Below are 16,938 nucleotides of genomic sequence, written 5' to 3' on the forward strand. Positions count from 1 at the left end.
CCGACGGAGGAGCCGAGTTGAAGTACGCGATCAATGTGGATGTCGCCCTGCATCGCGGGGACAAGTGGCTGCTGATCGTGCGCGGGCTGAACGAGGAGCACGCGGCCGGGCGCCTGTCCCTGGTCGGCGGCACGGTGGACACGGAGACCCCCGGCGGCGGTGACGTGCTGCTGGATACCGCCCGCCGGGAGGTCCTGGAGGAGATCGGCATCGATCTGACCGGCGTCGATCTTGCCTACGCCGAGAGCGTATTCTTTGTGACCGACACCGGCAGTCCGGTCGTCAACGTCGTGCTGGCGGCCGAGCTCCCGGACGGCGCCGAGCCGCGCATCGCCTCGCCGGAGGAGGTGGCAGGGCTCCGGTGGGAGACCCTGCCCGCGCTCGAAGCCGATGCGAGCTGCCCGCCGTGGACGCTCCAGGGCGTCCAGCGCGCGGACGCCGCCCTCGCCCGCATCCCCGTCTAGCGGTCAGGGGGTGCAGTCCAGGCCGTTGCGCCGCACCAGGATCTGCAAGTCACGGATGTCGTCGTGGTCCAGCACCCACAACAGCAGCCGCTCGACGCCCATGCCGAACCCGGCGGTGCGCAGGGGCCGGCGCTCGCGCATCTCGATGTACCAGCCGTACGGCTCCTGGCCGACCTGGTGGTCGGCCAGGGCGCCGCGCACCTCCTCCGCCGTCGCGTGCCGCTCGCCAGCCCCGACGACCTCCCCCACCCCCAGCAGCAAGTCCGCGTTCAGGGCGGTGCGACGGTCCTCGTCGGCGTACGCCTGGTAGAAGGGCACGGCCAGGTGGTCGTAGTGGGTGACCCACACCGGCCGCCCGCACAGGGCCAGCAGCCGCTGCTCCGCCGCGCGGGTCAGCGTCCGCCACGTGCGCCCGCCCGCCCCGGTCCCCGTCCGGATCAGCTCCGGATCCGACTTCAGCAGCCGGTCCGCCTCCGCGAACGGCATCCGCTCGAACGGGCCCACACCCGCGGCGACATCCTCCAGGTGGACAACCGTCCCCGACACCGTGCGCACGGCGTCGGCGCACGTGGCCAGCAGATGCTGGGAGAGGTGGCGCAGGTAGTCCTCCACGGTGGCCATCACCGTGTCCAGAGAGCCGGGGAGTTCGGCCTCGCTGTGGAAGAACTGGCACAGGTGGGACTCGTCCGGCTCCTCCCCGCGGAAGGACGGCATCAGGTAGTAGCAGCCGCGCCCGGCGAGCCGGCAGCCGTACTCCAGCGCGAACTGCATGGAGTCGGCCAGGTAGACGTGCTTGCCGAACATCTCGACCCTGACCGGCTCGGAGTCGGAGCCCAGCCCCATCGGGGAGGACACCGCCCCCGTCGTCACCGGCAGGTGCAGGGTCGGCACCCGGCGGCCGGCCCAGAACGTGGCCGTCGCGTACGAGACGGCGTCCTGCAAGGTCACCAGCGTCCGGCCCCACGGAGAGCCGATCAGGTCCAGGTACCGGCCGGGCGCGGACCACAGCGGAGGCGTCGTGGCGGTGGGAGCGAGCATCACCGGTTCTCCGTTCCGGCCAGGGGCACGAACTCGTGGGTGAAGTGACGGTCGTACACGCCGGGCTCGAGGAACAGCTCCGGCTGTTCCGGGGCTTCGGCGGCGAGCGGACGGCGCAGAACCACGTCCATCGCTCCGAGATAGCGGTGGTTGTCGTTGAACACGTGGCAAGCGTGCCGCCACTGCTCGCGGACCCGGTCCCGCTGCTCCGGGGGCAGGGCCTCGATCCGGGCGCTGCTGGTGAGGTGCTCGGCGTAGGCGTCGACGACATCCGTCGGCCGGGCCGCCAGGGGACGCAGGGTGAAGTCGTACAGCTCCCACCCGGCGGGAGCGAGCTCCTCCAACCACTCCTCCCACCCATAGGCCGGGACACGGAACCCCAGAACGTCCGCCAACCGGTCCAACAGGGACGCCGACGGAGTACTCCGGTAGTACAGGTGCGTGATCGAGACCATGCCCAGCGGGCGCAGCACCCGCCAGATCTCGCTGAACGCCGACTCCCTGTCCTCGACGAACCCTAGCGCTCCCCCACAGACCACGACGTCGAACGTCTCCTCGGCCCACGGCAGCTTCCGCACGTCGCCCACGTGGAACGAGACCCGTTCGGCGATCCGTGCGGGGAGCGCCGCGGCGCTGCGCCGAGCCTCCTCGACGGCCGCCGCGTTGATCTCCACACCGTCCGTGCGGCAGCCGATGATGGCGGCGAGTTCGATGGAGGTGAAGCCGGTGTTCGACCCGACTTCGAGCACCCGGTGGTGCGGCCCGACGTGCAGGGTCTGGGCGAGGCGGGATATGGCGCGCTTCCCGCCGGGACAGCGGTTGGTCTCGCCCACCAGCGAGACCAGGTCCACGTAACCGATGTGCTGACCGAGAATCATTCACCCTCTCCTGTCGGTTGACGTTCTCCTCGATGACTCGGGCGATGGCACTGCTCAGCGGGCCCGCATGCCGGTCGCAGGCGAGGACCAGGCCCAGGAGCATCTGCCGGTGCCGGGCCATCTCGTGCACCCGCATGAGAGCCGTCTCCGTCTCAACCTCCGTGTCGGGGCACGGCTCCCCCCAGGCGGCACGAACGCGCACTGCACGAGGCCGTGGGTCCCTCTGCTCGGGGAAGTGGTCCGGCCAGTGCCGGCGCTCGATGCCGCCGTCGTTCCGGGCCTGACCCCAGACAAGCGCACCCCGCCCCAGCGTCAGAAGGGCCAGGGTCGGTGTAGGCGGTGTACCGGGTGGATACACCCTTGGCGTGTACGGACACGGCCGGTGTACCTACACCAGCCCGATCACCCCGGCCGCTGCTGCCCGCCCCTGCCCGCTGCTACGTTCCTGGTACACAGACCGTCGGCCCCGAGGGGGAACGATGGCACCACTCGCCCCGGCCACCGGCAACCCGCTCGCCGCCCTCCTGCAGCGGATCGGGATGCGCCCGGAGCAGCTCATCGCCCGCGTCAACGAGCAACGGGCCCGCCGCGGCTCCCCGCCCTTGGACATCAAGAGCGCCTACCCCTGGCTCCGCGACCCCCCAGTACGGCCCGCCAAGGAGAACGAGGCCGACGCCCTGGCCGTCCTGTCCGTCCGCGCCGGCCGGACCGTCACCGCGGCCGAACTCGGCTGGACCGGGCCACGCCGCCGCCGGCACCCCCGCCGCCTCGCCACCCCGTGCGAGGCCCTCGCCAGCGAACTCCTCCACGAGATCACCCAGGGGGACCACATGGACCGCCGCCACTTCATGCTCCTCACCGGAACCGCCGTCACCGCCCCGGCCCTCGCCCTCCTCATCGGAGACAACACCCCCGCACACGCCGCCGAGACCAGCGGCCGCCTCTCCCCCGAACTCGTCACCACCATCGAGAAGTCCGTCCGCGAACTCCGCGACCTCGACGACAACACCGGCAGCGCCACCGGCCTCGTCTGGGCCGGAGGACTATGGCAAAGCGTCAGCCGCGTCGTCCTCAACGCCCGCTACCCCGCCGCCGAAGGCCAGCGCCTGCGCACCGCCTTCATCGAACTGTCCGAGCTCTACGGCTGGATGCTCTTCGACGCCGACCAACACCCCCAGGCTCAGCGCGTCTACCAGACCGGCATGCGCCTCGCCCACGAAACCGACCTCACCCGCGACACCGGACTCGCCACCCGCAACCTCCTCGCCTCCGCGGCCTACCAAGCCTCCTGGCTCAGCCAGCACACCGAAGCCAAGACCCTCCTCGACGTCGCCGGGCACAACCCCCGCTCCATCCCACCGCGCGTCCAGGCCGTCATCGCCGACCGCCAGATCTTCGCCGCCGGCCGCCGCGGCGACACCGAAAGCCTGCGCCGCGCCCGTGACACCGCACACGACCAGCTCCAGGCCACCGGCACGGACGAACCCTGGTGGGCCCGCTGGCTCAGCCACCCCGCCATCGACGCCGCCACCGGCCGCGCCTGGCTCGCCGCCCACCAGCCCGCAGAAGCCGAGGACTACCTCGCCCGTCGGCTCGAAGCCGCCCGCGACGCCTACCCGCGCGACCGCATGCTCGCCACCCTCGACCTCGCCGACGCCCACCGCCTCACCGGCGACCACGATGCGGCCGTCACCCTCGTCCACCAGGCCACTGACCTCGCCGACCATGTCGACTCACAACGAGCCCAAGCCCGGCTCCACGAGATCACCACCGCCCTCACCACGCCTCCCGCCATCCGCACTCGCCACCCCGGCACGGCACGGTCATCATGACCGCATTACTCCGTTATCCCGAGTCAAAACCAGTGTCGGCGTCCGCGAGTTCCTGGAGAGACCCACCAGGTCTCCCCTGACCTCAGACACTGGCCCCATGAGCGCCCAGCCCAACAAGGTCAAGATCCTCCCCGGGCCGCAGCCTTCTGGCCTGCGGGAGACGCAGTTGAGCAGCCTCACTCGGGAGAGACCGGCTGCTTACATCCACCTGGGCAAGCTGTGGCCGATGCGGCCTACCGCCCACGGGCGCAAGTCAAGTGACATCTGGCCTTCCATCGACCACGGCAAAGGGCTGGCCCCCGCGGGGGCCAGCCCTTTGCCGTGGTCGACTACGTTGCCGGCGTTTCCAATGGAAACGGTCAGGCCGCTCTCTCAGTGAAGCCGAGGTGCGTCATTACCTTGCGGTAGTCCACCGACGGGTTGCTGTTCGGGAGGAGGACCGGCAGCGGGCACTCGTCCTCGTACAGCTTCTTCGCGTCGGCCGAGTACCGGATGTAGGGGAGCAGGACCGAGCCGTACATGGCCTCGGCTGCCTCGGCGGCGCGACGGGCGGCCGCCTCCTTATACGTCTTGGTCGGCGTTCCGGTGAGGAGCATGTGGTTGAGGGTGGGGCGGCCGGGTACGGAGCGCCGGTTGCGGTTCTTGTCCCGCACGCGTTCCAGTTCGTCGGTGAGCCCCTTGACGAGGCGGACGTCCTTGGGATCAGCCTTGATCGAGGGGATCACGGAGTCGTCCTCGTCCATCATCCGGAGGATCGAGTAGGGCATCCTGCCGTAGCTGGCCGGGAAGTCCACGTAGAAGACGGTGTCGTCGCCTTCGTAGGCACGGAGGATTTCGGCGAACCAGTCGTTTCGGTCCGGATCCTCGGCAATCGCGGTGTCCGCGCCAGCCATGGCGGGGCTGCTGGGTACGACCCGGAGGTTCGGGATGGGAGCGAAGGCGTCGTCGTCGTAGCCGTCGCCAACGCGGTACCGGGCCGGCAGGGCGACCTCATCGAGTGATGCGCCGTAGATCAGGTCGAGCGAGGTCTTTTTGCCCTTAAGGGCGGTCTGGTCGTAGCCGAGGACGAGCGAGGACGACATGTTGCTGTCCAGGTCAAAGACGACTCCGGGGTATCCGCGCATAGCCGCGATGACGGCCATCGAGGTGACGCTGGTGGTCTTCGTTGAGCCGCCACACTCGATCACGTACGCCCAGATGAGGGGCCAATTGCGGCCCTTGGGGCGGAAGCGGCGGTTGAGGGCCGTCATCGGGTTCCTCCTGCGGTGGACAGACCGAGCTTCTTCTTCTCCCATTCGGTCTGCGGTTCGTACTCCGCATGCTCTTGGAGAACGCGCACGTAGTGGATCTCGCGGCTGCTCCAGGACTGGCGGCGCGCGGCGGTGCGAAGTTCCGCGGCGGCCAGACCGCTTGCGAAGGCAGCGAGCCGTTGCAGCGCGGCGTCACCGAACTCCTGCACCGCGTTGAAGTACGCCATAGCGTCAGCGACCTCGAGACCATGTCGCTTGGCTTCCCGTAGCCAGATGAACGCACGCTGTTGGGCGGCGGACTGCTGCTGTGGGGCGAGCATGGTGGCGGTGAGCACGCCGAGAAGGAGCTCGTGGTTCTCAGGGTCGGCGGTATCGACGGTCTCGATAAGGAGGCGGCAGGCGGCGTCACGAGCTGCCGCTGCGCTGCGGCGGTCGGACTCGTCGTCCCCTTCGGGCACCTGGCGCTTCTTCGGCTTGCGCTGGGCAGGCGGGCCGCCCGCAGCGTTTCCATTGGAAACGGCTTCGCGATTCGCCGACGGTGCCTCAGCGGCGGCTTCGTCGGCGTTTCCATCGGAAACGGGGATGTCGTCGGGTGCGTCATCGGCCTGGCGTTGGCGAGCCAGGATCTGTGCGTGGGCCTCCGCGGGTCGCTTGCCGCCGAGCACGAGGGCGAGGTAGTCCCGCTGGTCCTTGCCGTCCAGCTTCTGGGCCTTCTCAGCGGAGCTGACGTTCAGCCTCCCGTCCCTCAGCGCCTGCTGCACCTCGGGGGCGAGGTCGAGCAGTTTGACGCGCTTCCAGACGGTGCCTTTAGAGATAGTGCCCTCGGCGGTTTCGCCCACCTTCTCTGCGATCTGCTCGTAGGAGAGGCCGGACCCACGGAGCTCGTGGTAGTGCTCGGCTTCCTCCAGCGGGCTGAGCTGGGCGCGCCTCAGGTTCTCGATCAGGGTGACGAGGCGGGCGTCTTCCACCTTGTCGTCTCGCAGCACGCTGGGGATGGTCTTCCAGCCCAGCTGCTGGATGGCGCGCCAGCGGTGCTCGCCGAAGAGGATCACGTTCGGTGCGGTGATCTTGTCGGCGGTCTCCGGGTAGGTCTTGAGCCAGACCTCGGCACGGATGTGAGCGATGTTCTGCAGGAGGCCGACTTCACTGATGGTGGCGGCGAGCTCGGGTACCCCCTTCATCTCCCTTCGGTTGAAGGGGTTGGGGCACAAGGTTGCAGGGTCCAGGTCCAGTGTGTCGCCGCTGCGGTCCTTGTCGGTGTACAGGACCTCTTCAGGGGCGACGAGCGGGGTGGACTTGGTGCTTTTGCGCTTGGGCCGCGGGAGCGTGCCTGCCATTGATTCTCCAGGACTGCGGTCAGAAGTACGGCCCGAGAGTAGCGTTTCCAATGGAAACGGCGCCTCCTGGCGTCACCGAACTCGCCCTCGCGTCGCTGGCTAATCATCATAAACCAGGGCAATACGCCTGCATGAGCGAGCGTTTCCATTGGAAACGGCCCCCAGAACCACAGGAGGGTCCGACCCATCCCAGCTATTCCCGGATGAATCGGACCCCGACGTCGTGAGGATCAGTAGGTACCCAGCTGCTCCGTCAGGAGCCCATGGGGTCCGGGCCTTTGGGGTCTGCAACGGTCGAACCCCATCAGAGGGCCACCAGGAGGCATAGCGGCGTCATCCTCGTACGAGTCGTGGTACGACACCCGGTCCCCGACGTCGACCGAGGCACCTTTGGCAGCGGCACCCTCCAGGTGACCCATCTTCTGCAGCCGTGCGGTGGCGGAGACAACGGGGTCGGTCGTGAAGTCGGCGACGTGGCCGCGGGGCAGGACCAGGAGGTGGCCGTCGGCGCAGCCGCCGCTGCGGGGCACGATCGCGAGGGCGTCGGTCCACTCCTGGACGATCGCGGCCGGGGCTCCGTCATGGCTGATCCGACAGAACAGGCAGTCAGGGCGCATGCTGCCGTCGTCACCCTCGCTGATCTCGATCTCGCACAGGGCCGGAGCGGTCACGCGCTCACCCCTTTGATGGCGTCGGACAGGAGCGCAGCGACGTCGGCGCCGTGCGGGTCGGCGTAGCTGTCGTGGTCGCTGATGTCGAACACGGCGCCCTTCGCGGCGACGGTGAAGCCGGGGACGACGAGGGCGGCGCGGCCTTCCAGCTCGGTGTTGAGGCGGTCGGCGTCGAGGGAAGCGAGCCAGGTCTGGGTGTAGGGCCCGAGGCGCAGCAGCGTGTAGCCGGTGCCATCGGTTCGGCGGGCTTCAACGTGGACGCCGTAGTGGGCGGGGTCCATGCCGATGTCGCCGGGCAGCGGCAGGTTCGCGGCGGCGTGGGTGAGCATCGCGTAGGCCGGCTGCCAGGCTCCGAGGATCGCGGTCGTCTTGCAGCGCAGCCAGCCTCGGTCGGTGTAGCCGAGCTGGCGGCCGTGGAGGTAGGCCGCGGCGTGCGGGGTGTCGGGGTGGACCAGGGCCACGGCGATCATCTCGGTGCCGTGGTCGTCGCCGGGGCGCGGGTGCGCGCGCTCGACGAACGGGCCGACCCGCACGGCGATGTCCTGGGAGCAGCCAGGCGTCCAGGGCTGCGGATCGCGCACGGCGGCGAGTATGGCGCGGAAGTCGTCGACGGCGGCCTGGTCGTCGGGGGAGAGGACGCCGGGCGCGCGGCCGGGGCGGCGGAAGAGGCGCTTCATCGGGTGGGCTCCTGTTCGCGGGCGGGGTGGGGCCAGGGGAGGGCGAGGCCGTCGTCGGCAGTGCGGGGCAGCAGGTGGCCGTGCAGGTGGAAGACCGTCTGGGTGGCCGCCTCGCCGCAGGAGGTGAGGTAGTTCCACTGCCCGCCCAGTTGCTGGGCGAGCTCGGCGGCGCGCAGTTGGACGGTGGCGGAGACGACCGGGTCGACGGTGAAGTCCGCAACGTGAACCTTGGGGAGGACCAGGAGGTGGCCGTCGGTGCAGCCGCCGCTGCGGGGGACGATCGCGAGGGCGTCGGTCCACTCGCGGACGATCTGCGCCGGGGCGTCGTCGTGGGCGATGGCGCAGAACGGGCAGCCGGAGCGTGGATGCTTCCGGGGTACTGGGGGTTGGTCGATGTGGTGGTGGGTGACCGCGACGCGGACGTCGGCCTCCTGCATGCGCCGGCCGATCGCTTCGGCGATGGCGGGTGCCCTGTGCCTGCCGTACCAGCAGTTCACCAGGAGCTGGACCGGGTGGCCGTGCGCGGCGGCACGTAACGCGGTGAGCTCGTGCACGGCGTCGTCGATGATGCGAGCCGCGCCCGGGGTGGCCAGGACATAGTCGCGGATGCCAGCGTCGCGTCCGGTCTGGCGGGCGACGACGTCGGCGAGGGTCGGGTCGTCCGGCGGGTTCAGCAGGGCGTTGGTGAGGTTGATGGCGAGGACGGCGGCGCGGTAGCGCGGGGGCGGCGGGTCCTGCCAGCGGGCGCCGAAGCTGTCGATGAACACGTCGTACTGCACGGGGTCTCCAGGAAGAAGTGAGAGCGGTGGCCGCGCGGGGGCGGGCCGCCGTGCGAAGGGTCGGTCAGGAGCGGGCACCGCGCCGTGCTCCTGGCAGTACACGGTGCCCGCAGGCTCGACGACGCGGACGTCATGGGTCATGTCGATGTCGCGGACGTCAGGAGCTCTAGGAGGTGGGCCAGGCTTTTGGGCTTCGTCGGTGTGACGGGCCGGACGCTGGTGTCGTAGAGGGCTATGTGTTCGTACCAGGGGTCCCGGGTGGTCTCCTCGGTACCCAAGGGCTCCATGACGTGGGCGTGTGCGCGGTTGTAGTGCCACTGTCGGGCGGAGAGTGAGGTGCCGACCTGGTCGTCGGACGGCTCGTAGCGCAGGAACGCTGTCTCGGCGAGTTGGAGATGGGCGCTGCCGTCCCGGTGTCCAGACCAGTTCTCGGGCCGCGCGAGACGGGACTGGTCGTAGGGGTCGAGCGTGGCCTTGGCGAAGGCTGCGGCTGCGTAAGCGGCGTGCTCGCTGACGGCGGCAGCGAGGGCGCGGGCGGCGGTGCCGGTGTCGCTGACCGCCACCGGCTGGCAGGGACGTTCGGGCGCGACGGGCTCGGTGCGGGCGGCACGGGAGAACAGGGCGAACGCCATTGGGAAGCTCCTTGTCGAGACAAGAGCGCCGCACTCTGCGGTGGAGGCAGGGCGCGGCGCTCGGGGTGTGCGGGGCTACGGAGTGCGGGTGGGACGCCGTGCGCGGGCCAGGAGTTCGCGGTTGCGCCGCTGCTGGTCGGGGGTGAGCGGCGCGGGTTTCGGTCCGCTCCGGCGCCAGTTCGGGTGTGGTTCAGGTTCGGGATAGGCGAGGGCGCGGTCGCGGTCGTCCTGCGGGGTGCTGCTCATGGCGTGGCCTCCGGGCGGAGGTGCGGGAGTTGAAGGAGGATCTGGTCGACGAGGGCCTGGGTCGGCTTCCAGGCGCCGAGCGCGCCCTTCGCAGGCACGGGCAGGACGAGCTCTTGGACGTCTGCGAGGACGAGGTGGTGGGCATCGCGCTGTGCCCAGGAGCTGGTGCACCGCGCGGGGCCTTCGTCCTGGTGGCAGGCGGTCAGGCGGGCGACGCCGATGACCGCGCCGAGGTGCAACTCGTGGCCGCGGATCGCGGTGGCGACCAGCGGGTCGCGCAGTACGGCGCGCTCCAGTTTCTGTCCGGCGTGCAGCAGGACCCAGCCGCGCCACGACCAGGGCTTGGGCCGGTTCTCCGGGTTCTTCCCGGCGAGGATGCAGGTGGCCCAGGGCTGTCGGATCGTGATGCCCCGGATCCAGTCGCCGCCCTCGAGTTCGGCGGCGGTCACGCGGCCCTCGCCACGGTGTGGGTGCCGAGCCGTCCGGCGCGGCGCCCGTTGATGCTCGGGGCGTCGGCGTGCTCGGCGTTGGCCTGGACGACGGTTCCGGTGTGCTTGCCGGCGTACATCGCGGCGTCGGCGGCGCGCATGAGTCGCGATCGGTCCCGGGTTCCGATGATGTCCGCGGAGGCGGCGCCGACCGAGACGGCGACGGGCACAGTATGGCCGTCGCCGGTGGGAACCGGCTCGTGCAGGGCCCGGTTGAGCTGGTCCAGACGGACGGTGCGGCGGCCGGGGCCGACCCAGGCGGCGACGATGAACTCGTCTCCGCCGTCGCCTCCGAGCCGTCCGACGACGCCGCGGCTGCCCGCCCACTCCATGATTCGAGCGGCCGTGGTCGCCAGGACCAGGTCGCCGACGGCGTGGCCGTAGTCGTCGTTGAACCGCTTGAAGTGGTCGATGTCGCAGACGAGGACCAGGGCGTTGTCGCCGTAGCGGTTGATGAACCGTTGCACCTGCGGTTCCCAGCTTTCGCGGCGCAGGGCGCCGGTGAGCGGGTCGCGGCCCGCGGCGGCCAGACGGCGGTGCAGCGCCACGGCGTGGACGGTCCAGCCGGTCAGCGGCACCGCGACCGTGGTCAGGACCAGGGCGCACTGCGCGAAGCGGTTCTGTGCACGGGTGTTGGAGGCCATACTGGTGGCTCCCTCTCGTTTTATGCGGGGTGGGTAGGCCCGGGGCGGCCGACTGGTTTTCCGGCCTTTGGCGGCCGTCCCGGGGCGAATTCAGATCAGGCTGTTGGGGTTGATCCACGCCTTCGTGGTGGCCTCGTGCCAGTCCATGACCCAGTCGGGACGCAGGCCGCGAACGGCCCATCCGTCGCCGGAGTCGTCCGGGACCGCGCGGCCGGCGGACACGTACTGCATGGCCTTGTCGTAGGCGCCGTGCGCGGCTGCCAGGGCCTCACCGGGTCCGGTGGCACGGCCGGTGAAGACGTGATGGCCGCGCCGGGCCTGGTCCGTTGAGTGGTGTATCGGGACGTCGACCTCGTAGTACCGCAGGCTCATGACGTCCATCTCCCTTCGTGTGCTCGTGGTTGAGGGGCCACTGCGACCGCCCCGGCCCGGCGAGTGCGGGTCCGGGGCGGCGCAGAATGCGCTCAGCTCGGGGCGCGGGATCAGCTGGCCGTCGCGATGCCGTCGCGCAGATGGGTGCGCGCCCAGGCCAGTAGCGAGCGCTGGTCGCCGTCCACGCCGGTCAGTGCGTCGGTGAGGTAGCCGGCCGCGCGGTCCAGCTCCTCGCTGGCGTCCTGCCAGGCGCCGATGCTGGACGAACCGAGGACGTCGCGGGCCTCTTCGACCAAGTCGATGAAGGCGTTCGGGGTCTCACCGCGCTGGGCCTGGTCGCCGATGAGGGCGGCGAGGTCGGTGGCGAAGCAGTTGCGCAGCGCGGCGAAGGTGTCGTTCCTGGTCTGGACGGCCATGCGGATCTCCTGTCAGAAGTCGAGCCGGATCGTGAGGGGGATGCGGCGGTCGCCGTAGTCGCGGCGGGGGTTGTGGACGGTGCGGCGGTGCGCGGCGAGGCCAGCGCCCCCGCCCTGGATGGGCAGGTGGCAGTCCGGGCAGCCGTGGAACCAGTCGTCGCCGTCGGGGAGTTCGGCCGGGGTGAGCGGGTGCGGGTGCGGCCCGTCGGCGGCGCGCCTCATGCGCGGACCGCGTCCGCGTACTGGCCCTCCAGGTCGGCGCGGCCCTCGGGGTCGTCGTCCTGGAGGTCGTGGTCGTCGGCCTCCAGGTCGACGTCGTCGGCGCCGCCGTGGACGGTGCAGCGCACGTCCGGGTCGTGCATCAGCTCGCCGGTCAGGGCGCGCAGGAGGTCGGCCACGTTGCAGACCGGCGCCCACGCCTGGCCCTCGCATTCGTCGCCGGCCGGGCAGCCCACCAGGACCTCGAAACCGACGTCGCCCGCCCCGTCGACGTCGTTCCGCAGGGCGAGGACGATGCGGTCGGCTCCGAGCCGGATCTCCGCGACGCGGTCGCCGCCGGCGAGCTGCGAGCCGTCGCGCCAGCGCCACATCGGCAGGATCTCGGCGCCGAAGTAGCGGCGCACCAGCAGCAGCTCACCCAGGCCCTCGCTGCCGTCCCAGCCGAGTTCCGCGCGCCGGGCGTCGCTGAGCGGCCGGAGCAGCGCCTCCAGGCGGTAGAGATTCTCCGCGACGACGTGATCGAAGCCTTCGCCGGGCAGGCCGGGCCACGCGTCGACCATGGCGGCGTGCTGCGCGAGCACGGCCTGCTCGGGCACGCGCCGGTTCGCAGGCCGGTCTTTCTGGCGGTCGACGCACAGGGAGGCCGGGGTGGGCACGACCAGCGCGACGGTGGGCACGCCGTGACGGCGGGCGGTCGCGATCAGGTTGCCGCGCACGGCCTGCTCGCAATTCGTCGCGTCGACCACCGTCATCTTCCGGCGGGCGAGGCGCGCCTCGAGGACGGTCTGGAGCGCGAACACGGCGTCGTCGGTCGCCTCCTGGTCCCCAGCGTCATCGCTGACCAGGGCCCGGAACCTGTCGAGCTCCAGGACCTGCGTGGCGGGCCAGGTGCGCGCCCACGTCGACTGGCCCGACCCGGCCGCGCCGATCAGGACCACCAGCGACGAGTCGGGGATCGTCGTGTCGACGGGCAGCGCGTTGTCCAGGCGGAATGTCTTCATGCGGATTCTCCCTGCGGGTCAAGAGCACGGGTGACGTAGTAGGTCTGGAGGCCGGCGTTGTCGGTGATGAGCGCGGCGGCCTCGTGCAGCAGGCAGGACATCTCGCCGTCGCGGTCCGGCTCGATCCGTCCGGCGGCCTGCGCGGCGACGGTGAGCAGCTGCGCGAGGGAGCCGAAGACGCCGTCCTGGCGGTGTCCTCGTGGTGGAACTCGCGTAGGACCTCCGCGAGCTCGCGGGCGTCAATCTCGCCGCGCAGTTCGTCCTCGATCTACTGGAGGGCGAGCTTCACGATCCCGGCCGACGCGCGTACGTGGTCCAGGCGGGTGCGGGTCACCGGCGGGCGCCGGGGCGGGTGGTGAGCCAGGTGGTGACGGCGGCAGCCGCGATGCCGATGGAGCGGTGCAGGGCCGCGTCCAGCTCTATCCACGCGCTGCCCGGCCCGGTGAGTTCCGAGGTGGCTTTGCCGTCGTCGTCGACGCGGGCGGCCTTGCAGTGCTCGATGTAGCCGGTCTTGCCGGTCTTGCCCGCCAGCCACAGCAGGACGGCTCCGCGGTCGATCGCGGCGTGCGTTCCGGCGTTGATGGCCGCGCCGGCGAGCAGCGCGGTCGGGGTGACGCGGTAGCCGAACGCGCGGGTGATCGCGACGGCCGCCCCGAGCTGCACGGCGGTGTACGAGGCGACATGGCAGGCCACCGCGCGGCGCCCGAGGGCGCTGGTGGTCATGGTCGGGCGGGTGGAGTCCGGCGTGGCGGGGGAGCCGTCGGCGTGGACCAGGTCCTCGCCGTACAGGCGCTTGCGCATCGCCGTCTTCGAGCCCTGCACCCACTGGTCACACAGCGGGTGCAGCTCACCGAAGGTGGCCAGCAGAGTGCCGAAAAGGGCCAGACGCTCGGTGGTGAGACGGGGCATGCTGGAGGTCTCCTTGATCTCGAAGAGGTGTAAGGGAGCGGGGTGGCCGGCCCTTTGCCGATGCGCGGCCACCCGCCGGTCCCGACCCCGGCCGGTGTGGCCGGGGTCGGGTCGTTCAGAACGGGGGTTCGTCCGGCCAGGCCGGGAGACTCGTTGATCAGGCAGCCAGCCGGTGGACGACCGGGGCCATGGACGGCAAGTAGGTGTCGGCGCTGGGCTCGTAGCCCCTGGCGCACGGGTCGCAGCAGCCCTGGGTGCGCAGCGGGAGGCAGAAGTAGTAGCGCCGGCCGCACTCGGGGCAGGTCTGGCGCGCGGCCATCGCCCGGTCCAGCGCCCATTCCTGCGCGAGCGTCGGCGTCCGCTTCGGCCGGGCAAGGCTCACGTCGTAGAGCCAGCCCCGGGTGGGGTGGTTGCACGACTGGTCGGGCCGGTACGAGCACCCCTTGCAGCGCAGGACCGCGACCGGTCCGTGCCCGCCGGGGCTGAGGCCCTTGTCCCGTAACTGGCGGCGCGTGACCAGGCCCTCGGGACAGGTGCGCCGGTCGTACTCCGGCAAGGTCGCGGTGCTGCGCGGCACCTTCTTGACCTCGCGGCGGCGCCCCTTCTTCCGGGGGCGGGGCATCACTGGTTCCAGGCGCCGGGCAGCCGGTCGGGGCGGTGCGGGTAGCGGGGGCCGGGACGCTGCGGGCGGGGCCGGCCGATCCGGCGGCGCGGGCGGGGGATGAGCACGAGTGATCTCCTCCAGTCGTCGAGCGGACAGCGCTGCGCCCCGCCGACGTCGTGCTGGTGTCGGCGGGGCGCAGCGTGCGGCCGGGCGGCCTAATCCGGAGTTAAGAGCGGTCCGGCAAGACGAGTAGTCCGGCAGACCGTTCGAGTGGTGGTGGCCCTGCGGGGTGCCGGGTGGATGCATACGGTTCGGCCTGGCCCGTGAGGCCTTCGGACAGACGGGGCACGTCCCGACAGCTCGTTTGGCCACCGCCACAGCGGATGTTGATCCTCGTCGGCGCTGGACGGATGCCTGCTCATGACCAGGCTTGAACGCCTTGAGATAGATCGGTGCCGCCCAGCGTCGTCGAGCGTCAACACTGCAACCTTGATCACTCGTTGGTGTTGGTGGGACGAGCCCACCCCACGGTGACCTCTCAATACGCCCGAGCCGCCGAGCTCCCGCATAGACCGAGGCCCGTGGGGCGAGCTGGTGCCACGAATAGCTACTGAGGTGGCGGACCGGCCGCGAAGGTTGAGTCCTGGGATTAGGTCGCTGCGTGGCCCGCATGAGCTCGTGGACAGAAGGAAGAGCACAACGGAGGGGAACACCTTGATCTACTGCGGCATCGACTGGGCCGAGCACACTCATGACGTCGCCCTGGTCGACGACAGCGGCCAACTACTCGCGAAACGGCATATCACCGACGACGCTGCCGGCTACCGGATCCTGCTGGACTTACTCGCCGAGTATGGCGATACCGAGGAAAATCCGGTGCCAGTCGCCATCGAAACCTCCCGCGGCCTGCTCGTCGCAGTACTGCGGGCAGGCAAGCGCAAGGTGTTCGCGATCAACCCAATGGCCGCCGCCCGATACCGCGACCGGCATTCCGTCTCTCGCAAGAAGTCCGACCCCGGCGACGCCCTGGTCCTCGCGAACATCCTGCGCACCGACATGCATGCCCACCGGCCGCTGCCGCAGGACAGTGAGCTGGCTCGCGCCATCGCGGTACTTGCGCGCGCCCAACAGGATGCCGTCTGGAACCGGCAGCAGATCGCCAACCAGCTCCGTTCCCTGCTGAGGGAGTACTACCCCGCGTCCTTGACAGCCGTTGAAGCGTGGAAGAGGGGCCTCTGCCGACCCGAGGCACGCGAACTTCTCCGCCTCGCTCCCACTCCGAGGCGAGCCGCAAAGCTGAGCCGCACCCAGCTGCAGGCCGCCCTCAAGCGAGCCGGCCGCCAACGCGGAATCGAAGCTGAAGCTGAGCGGCTCCGCGGCATCCTCCGAGCTGACTGGGCTCACCAACCTCAGCTGGTCGAAGATGCGCTCGGCAAGCAGATGCTCGCCCTCCTACTACAGCTCGAAGCGGCCACCAAGGCCGCCAACGACCTCGAAGAAGCGGTGGCCGAAGCGTTCCCTCAGCACCCGGACGCTGACATCATCCTTAGCTTCCCCGGCCTCGGCACCCAGCTCGGCGCCCGGGTACTCGCCGAGATCGGAGACGACCGCCAACGATTCGCAGACGCCCGCGGCCTGAAGGCTTACGCAGGCGCCTCGCCCATCACCCGCGCCTCGGGCAAGAAGTCGAGCGTCACCCGACGGTGGGTGAAAAACGATCGGCTCAACCACGTCGGCTATCTCTGGGCCTTCTCTGCCCCCAACGCCTCGCCCGGCGCCAAAATCCACTACCGCCGGCGTCGCGACGAGCACGGCGACTGGCACGCATCTGCTCAGCGGAACCTCTTCAATCGTCTGCTCGGACAGCTTTATCACTGCCTCCAGCGGAGCCAGCGATTCGAGGAGTCGATCGCCTTCCCATCCTTCTCGGAGGAGACGTGCACGGCGGCGGCATAGGCGGGCACCTCTACTGGGGAGGTCGCACCCACGGAGCAAAGCGCTGGCCGGCTGCCGTGTCCTCGCGCCAGTACCTCAAGACCGTCTCCTGGACGATCTCGAGTCGCTCAGCGGCGATGAGGCACGCGACCGGCTCCTGCCCGCCAGCGTCTGCCTCAAAGGCGACCACGACGGGCAGTTCTTCGCCGACCTGACGGGAAACCTTCAGCAACTCGTCAGGCGAGGGGGCACGGAACGTCGGATCGTGGAAGTTCGACGGGCAGCTGACGTAGACAGGATCGTCAAATACCAGCTCCAGACCATGGTGGTAAGCCAGATCATGACCAGCAGCAAGCCGGAGCTGCCCGGCATTCCAGGCGATCACGTCCCAGTCCCACCAGGACCCCTCAGGAAGCTGGATCCCAGCATGCCGTCTTTCGACGTCCACCCTCAGCCCCTCACCAGTTCGAACGAATCGCCAGGTCACACAGCGGCTCCAGCCCCTCAGCTTGACGGGTTAGGCACCTGAGGTGTCTGTCCGGTCCT

At 70.2% G+C, this 16,938-nt stretch carries 21 protein-coding genes; 3 read left to right on the forward strand and 18 right to left on the reverse strand.

Annotated features, from left to right (window positions below):
- The first annotated feature begins 17 nt into the window (after positions 1-17).
- Complete coding sequence (locus I5Q34_RS26555) at positions 18-464, forward strand: NUDIX hydrolase (protein WP_234429591.1); 447 nt, start codon at positions 18-20, stop codon at positions 462-464.
- 3 nt (positions 465-467) lie between these two features.
- On the opposite strand, the gene I5Q34_RS26560 is transcribed toward I5Q34_RS26555, so the two are convergent.
- Complete coding sequence (locus I5Q34_RS26560) at positions 468-1,502, reverse strand: amino acid--tRNA ligase-related protein (protein WP_234429592.1); 1,035 nt, start codon at positions 1,500-1,502, stop codon at positions 468-470.
- The gene (locus I5Q34_RS26565; protein WP_199894970.1) at positions 1,502-2,380 is read right to left on the reverse strand and encodes a class I SAM-dependent methyltransferase; all 879 of its coding nucleotides are present in this window, start codon (positions 2,378-2,380) and stop codon (positions 1,502-1,504) included. Before I5Q34_RS26565 ends, I5Q34_RS26560 begins: the two co-directional genes overlap by 1 nt.
- 479 nt (positions 2,381-2,859) lie before the next feature.
- Between I5Q34_RS26565 and I5Q34_RS26570 the strand changes: the two genes are divergently transcribed.
- Positions 2,860-4,212: an XRE family transcriptional regulator gene (locus I5Q34_RS26570; protein WP_199894971.1), complete on the forward strand. Its 1,353-nt coding sequence runs from the start codon at positions 2,860-2,862 to the stop codon at positions 4,210-4,212.
- A gap of 359 nt (positions 4,213-4,571) precedes the next feature.
- On the opposite strand, the gene I5Q34_RS26575 is transcribed toward I5Q34_RS26570, so the two are convergent.
- From I5Q34_RS26575 to I5Q34_RS26650, 15 genes are all read right to left on the reverse strand, one after another.
- A complete protein-coding gene (locus tag I5Q34_RS26575; protein WP_234429593.1) occupies positions 4,572-5,462 on the reverse strand; it encodes a ParA family protein in 891 nt (296 codons plus the stop codon).
- A complete protein-coding gene (locus I5Q34_RS26580; protein ID WP_199894973.1) occupies positions 5,459-6,799 on the reverse strand; it encodes a ParB/RepB/Spo0J family partition protein in 1,341 nt (446 codons plus the stop codon). The genes I5Q34_RS26575 and I5Q34_RS26580 overlap by 4 nt, the downstream gene beginning before the upstream one ends.
- 230 nt (positions 6,800-7,029) lie before the next feature.
- Positions 7,030-7,470, reverse strand: coding sequence for an HIT family protein (locus I5Q34_RS26585; RefSeq protein WP_199894974.1), 441 nt, complete (start codon positions 7,468-7,470; stop codon positions 7,030-7,032).
- A complete protein-coding gene (locus I5Q34_RS26590) occupies positions 7,467-8,147 on the reverse strand; it encodes a hypothetical protein (protein ID WP_199894975.1) in 681 nt (226 codons plus the stop codon). Before I5Q34_RS26590 ends, I5Q34_RS26585 begins: the two co-directional genes overlap by 4 nt.
- Positions 8,144-8,926: an HIT domain-containing protein gene (locus tag I5Q34_RS35880; protein ID WP_277965789.1), complete on the reverse strand. Its 783-nt coding sequence runs from the start codon at positions 8,924-8,926 to the stop codon at positions 8,144-8,146. Before I5Q34_RS35880 ends, I5Q34_RS26590 begins: the two co-directional genes overlap by 4 nt.
- 137 nt (positions 8,927-9,063) lie before the next feature.
- Positions 9,064-9,558: a hypothetical protein gene (locus I5Q34_RS26600; protein ID WP_199894977.1), complete on the reverse strand. Its 495-nt coding sequence runs from the start codon at positions 9,556-9,558 to the stop codon at positions 9,064-9,066.
- A 75-nt stretch (positions 9,559-9,633) separates the two neighbouring features.
- The gene (locus I5Q34_RS26605) at positions 9,634-9,804 is read right to left on the reverse strand and encodes a hypothetical protein (protein ID WP_199894978.1); all 171 of its coding nucleotides are present in this window, start codon (positions 9,802-9,804) and stop codon (positions 9,634-9,636) included.
- Positions 9,801-10,253, reverse strand: a complete 453-nt coding sequence (locus tag I5Q34_RS26610) for a hypothetical protein (protein ID WP_199894979.1) — start codon at positions 10,251-10,253, stop codon at positions 9,801-9,803. The genes I5Q34_RS26605 and I5Q34_RS26610 overlap by 4 nt, the downstream gene beginning before the upstream one ends.
- The gene (locus tag I5Q34_RS26615) at positions 10,250-10,936 is read right to left on the reverse strand and encodes a GGDEF domain-containing protein (RefSeq protein WP_199894980.1); all 687 of its coding nucleotides are present in this window, start codon (positions 10,934-10,936) and stop codon (positions 10,250-10,252) included. The genes I5Q34_RS26610 and I5Q34_RS26615 overlap by 4 nt, the downstream gene beginning before the upstream one ends.
- Before the next feature lie 90 nt (positions 10,937-11,026).
- Entirely contained in the window at positions 11,027-11,308 is a 282-nt protein-coding gene (locus I5Q34_RS26620; RefSeq protein ID WP_199894981.1) for a hypothetical protein, read from the reverse strand.
- Positions 11,309-11,418: 110 nt separating this feature from the next.
- Positions 11,419-11,724, reverse strand: a complete 306-nt coding sequence (locus I5Q34_RS26625) for a hypothetical protein (protein ID WP_199894982.1) — start codon at positions 11,722-11,724, stop codon at positions 11,419-11,421.
- Between the two features lie 12 nt (positions 11,725-11,736).
- Positions 11,737-11,946 (reverse strand): hypothetical protein, encoded by a 210-nt coding sequence (locus I5Q34_RS26630; RefSeq protein WP_199894983.1) that lies wholly within the window; start codon positions 11,944-11,946, stop codon positions 11,737-11,739.
- On the reverse strand, positions 11,943-12,944 hold the full coding sequence (locus I5Q34_RS26635; RefSeq protein WP_199894984.1) for an ATP-binding protein: 1,002 nt from the start codon (positions 12,942-12,944) through the stop codon (positions 11,943-11,945). Before I5Q34_RS26635 ends, I5Q34_RS26630 begins: the two co-directional genes overlap by 4 nt.
- Positions 12,945-13,274: 330 nt before the next feature.
- On the reverse strand, positions 13,275-13,853 hold the full coding sequence (locus I5Q34_RS26645) for a hypothetical protein (RefSeq protein WP_199894985.1): 579 nt from the start codon (positions 13,851-13,853) through the stop codon (positions 13,275-13,277).
- Between the two features lie 157 nt (positions 13,854-14,010).
- Positions 14,011-14,475 carry an RRQRL motif-containing zinc-binding protein gene (locus tag I5Q34_RS26650; protein WP_199894986.1) on the reverse strand — a complete coding sequence of 155 codons (465 nt, stop codon included), beginning with the start codon at positions 14,473-14,475 and terminating at the stop codon, positions 14,011-14,013.
- 696 nt (positions 14,476-15,171) lie between these two features.
- On the opposite strand from I5Q34_RS26650, the gene I5Q34_RS26655 reads away from it, so the two are divergent.
- Entirely contained in the window at positions 15,172-16,413 is a 1,242-nt protein-coding gene (locus tag I5Q34_RS26655; protein ID WP_199894987.1) for an IS110 family transposase, read from the forward strand.
- A gap of 10 nt (positions 16,414-16,423) precedes the next feature.
- On the opposite strand, the gene I5Q34_RS26660 is transcribed toward I5Q34_RS26655, so the two are convergent.
- The gene (locus I5Q34_RS26660) at positions 16,424-16,840 is read right to left on the reverse strand and encodes a hypothetical protein (RefSeq protein ID WP_199894988.1); all 417 of its coding nucleotides are present in this window, start codon (positions 16,838-16,840) and stop codon (positions 16,424-16,426) included.
- Positions 16,841-16,938: the final 98 nt, after the last annotated feature.

The sequence above is a fragment of the Streptomyces sp. AV19 genome (assembly GCF_015999245.1).
Lineage (GTDB): Bacteria > Actinomycetota > Actinomycetes > Streptomycetales > Streptomycetaceae > Streptomyces.

Excerpts from the sequence above, each read along its gene's own strand:
- I5Q34_RS26575 (WP_234429593.1), bottom strand. The coding sequence starts at position 5,462 with ATGACGGCCCTCAACCGCCGCTTCCGCCCCAAGGGCCGCAATTGGCCC.
- I5Q34_RS26650 (WP_199894986.1), bottom strand. The coding sequence starts at position 14,475 with ATGCCCCGCCCCCGGAAGAAGGGGCGCCGCCGCGAGGTCAAGAAGGTG.
- I5Q34_RS26625 (WP_199894982.1), bottom strand. The coding sequence starts at position 11,724 with ATGGCCGTCCAGACCAGGAACGACACCTTCGCCGCGCTGCGCAACTGC.
- I5Q34_RS26560 (WP_234429592.1), bottom strand. The coding sequence starts at position 1,502 with ATGCTCGCTCCCACCGCCACGACGCCTCCGCTGTGGTCCGCGCCCGGC.
- I5Q34_RS26580 (WP_199894973.1), bottom strand. The coding sequence starts at position 6,799 with ATGGCAGGCACGCTCCCGCGGCCCAAGCGCAAAAGCACCAAGTCCACC.
- I5Q34_RS26630 (WP_199894983.1), bottom strand. The coding sequence starts at position 11,946 with ATGAGGCGCGCCGCCGACGGGCCGCACCCGCACCCGCTCACCCCGGCC.
- I5Q34_RS26615 (WP_199894980.1), bottom strand. The coding sequence starts at position 10,936 with ATGGCCTCCAACACCCGTGCACAGAACCGCTTCGCGCAGTGCGCCCTG.
- I5Q34_RS26565 (WP_199894970.1), bottom strand. The coding sequence starts at position 2,380 with ATGATTCTCGGTCAGCACATCGGTTACGTGGACCTGGTCTCGCTGGTG.
- I5Q34_RS26645 (WP_199894985.1), bottom strand. The coding sequence starts at position 13,853 with ATGCCCCGTCTCACCACCGAGCGTCTGGCCCTTTTCGGCACTCTGCTG.
- I5Q34_RS26570 (WP_199894971.1), top strand. The coding sequence starts at position 2,860 with ATGGCACCACTCGCCCCGGCCACCGGCAACCCGCTCGCCGCCCTCCTG.
- I5Q34_RS26600 (WP_199894977.1), bottom strand. The coding sequence starts at position 9,558 with ATGGCGTTCGCCCTGTTCTCCCGTGCCGCCCGCACCGAGCCCGTCGCG.
- I5Q34_RS26590 (WP_199894975.1), bottom strand. The coding sequence starts at position 8,147 with ATGAAGCGCCTCTTCCGCCGCCCCGGCCGCGCGCCCGGCGTCCTCTCC.
- I5Q34_RS26635 (WP_199894984.1), bottom strand. The coding sequence starts at position 12,944 with ATGAAGACATTCCGCCTGGACAACGCGCTGCCCGTCGACACGACGATC.
- I5Q34_RS26620 (WP_199894981.1), bottom strand. The coding sequence starts at position 11,308 with ATGAGCCTGCGGTACTACGAGGTCGACGTCCCGATACACCACTCAACG.
- I5Q34_RS26605 (WP_199894978.1), bottom strand. The coding sequence starts at position 9,804 with ATGAGCAGCACCCCGCAGGACGACCGCGACCGCGCCCTCGCCTATCCC.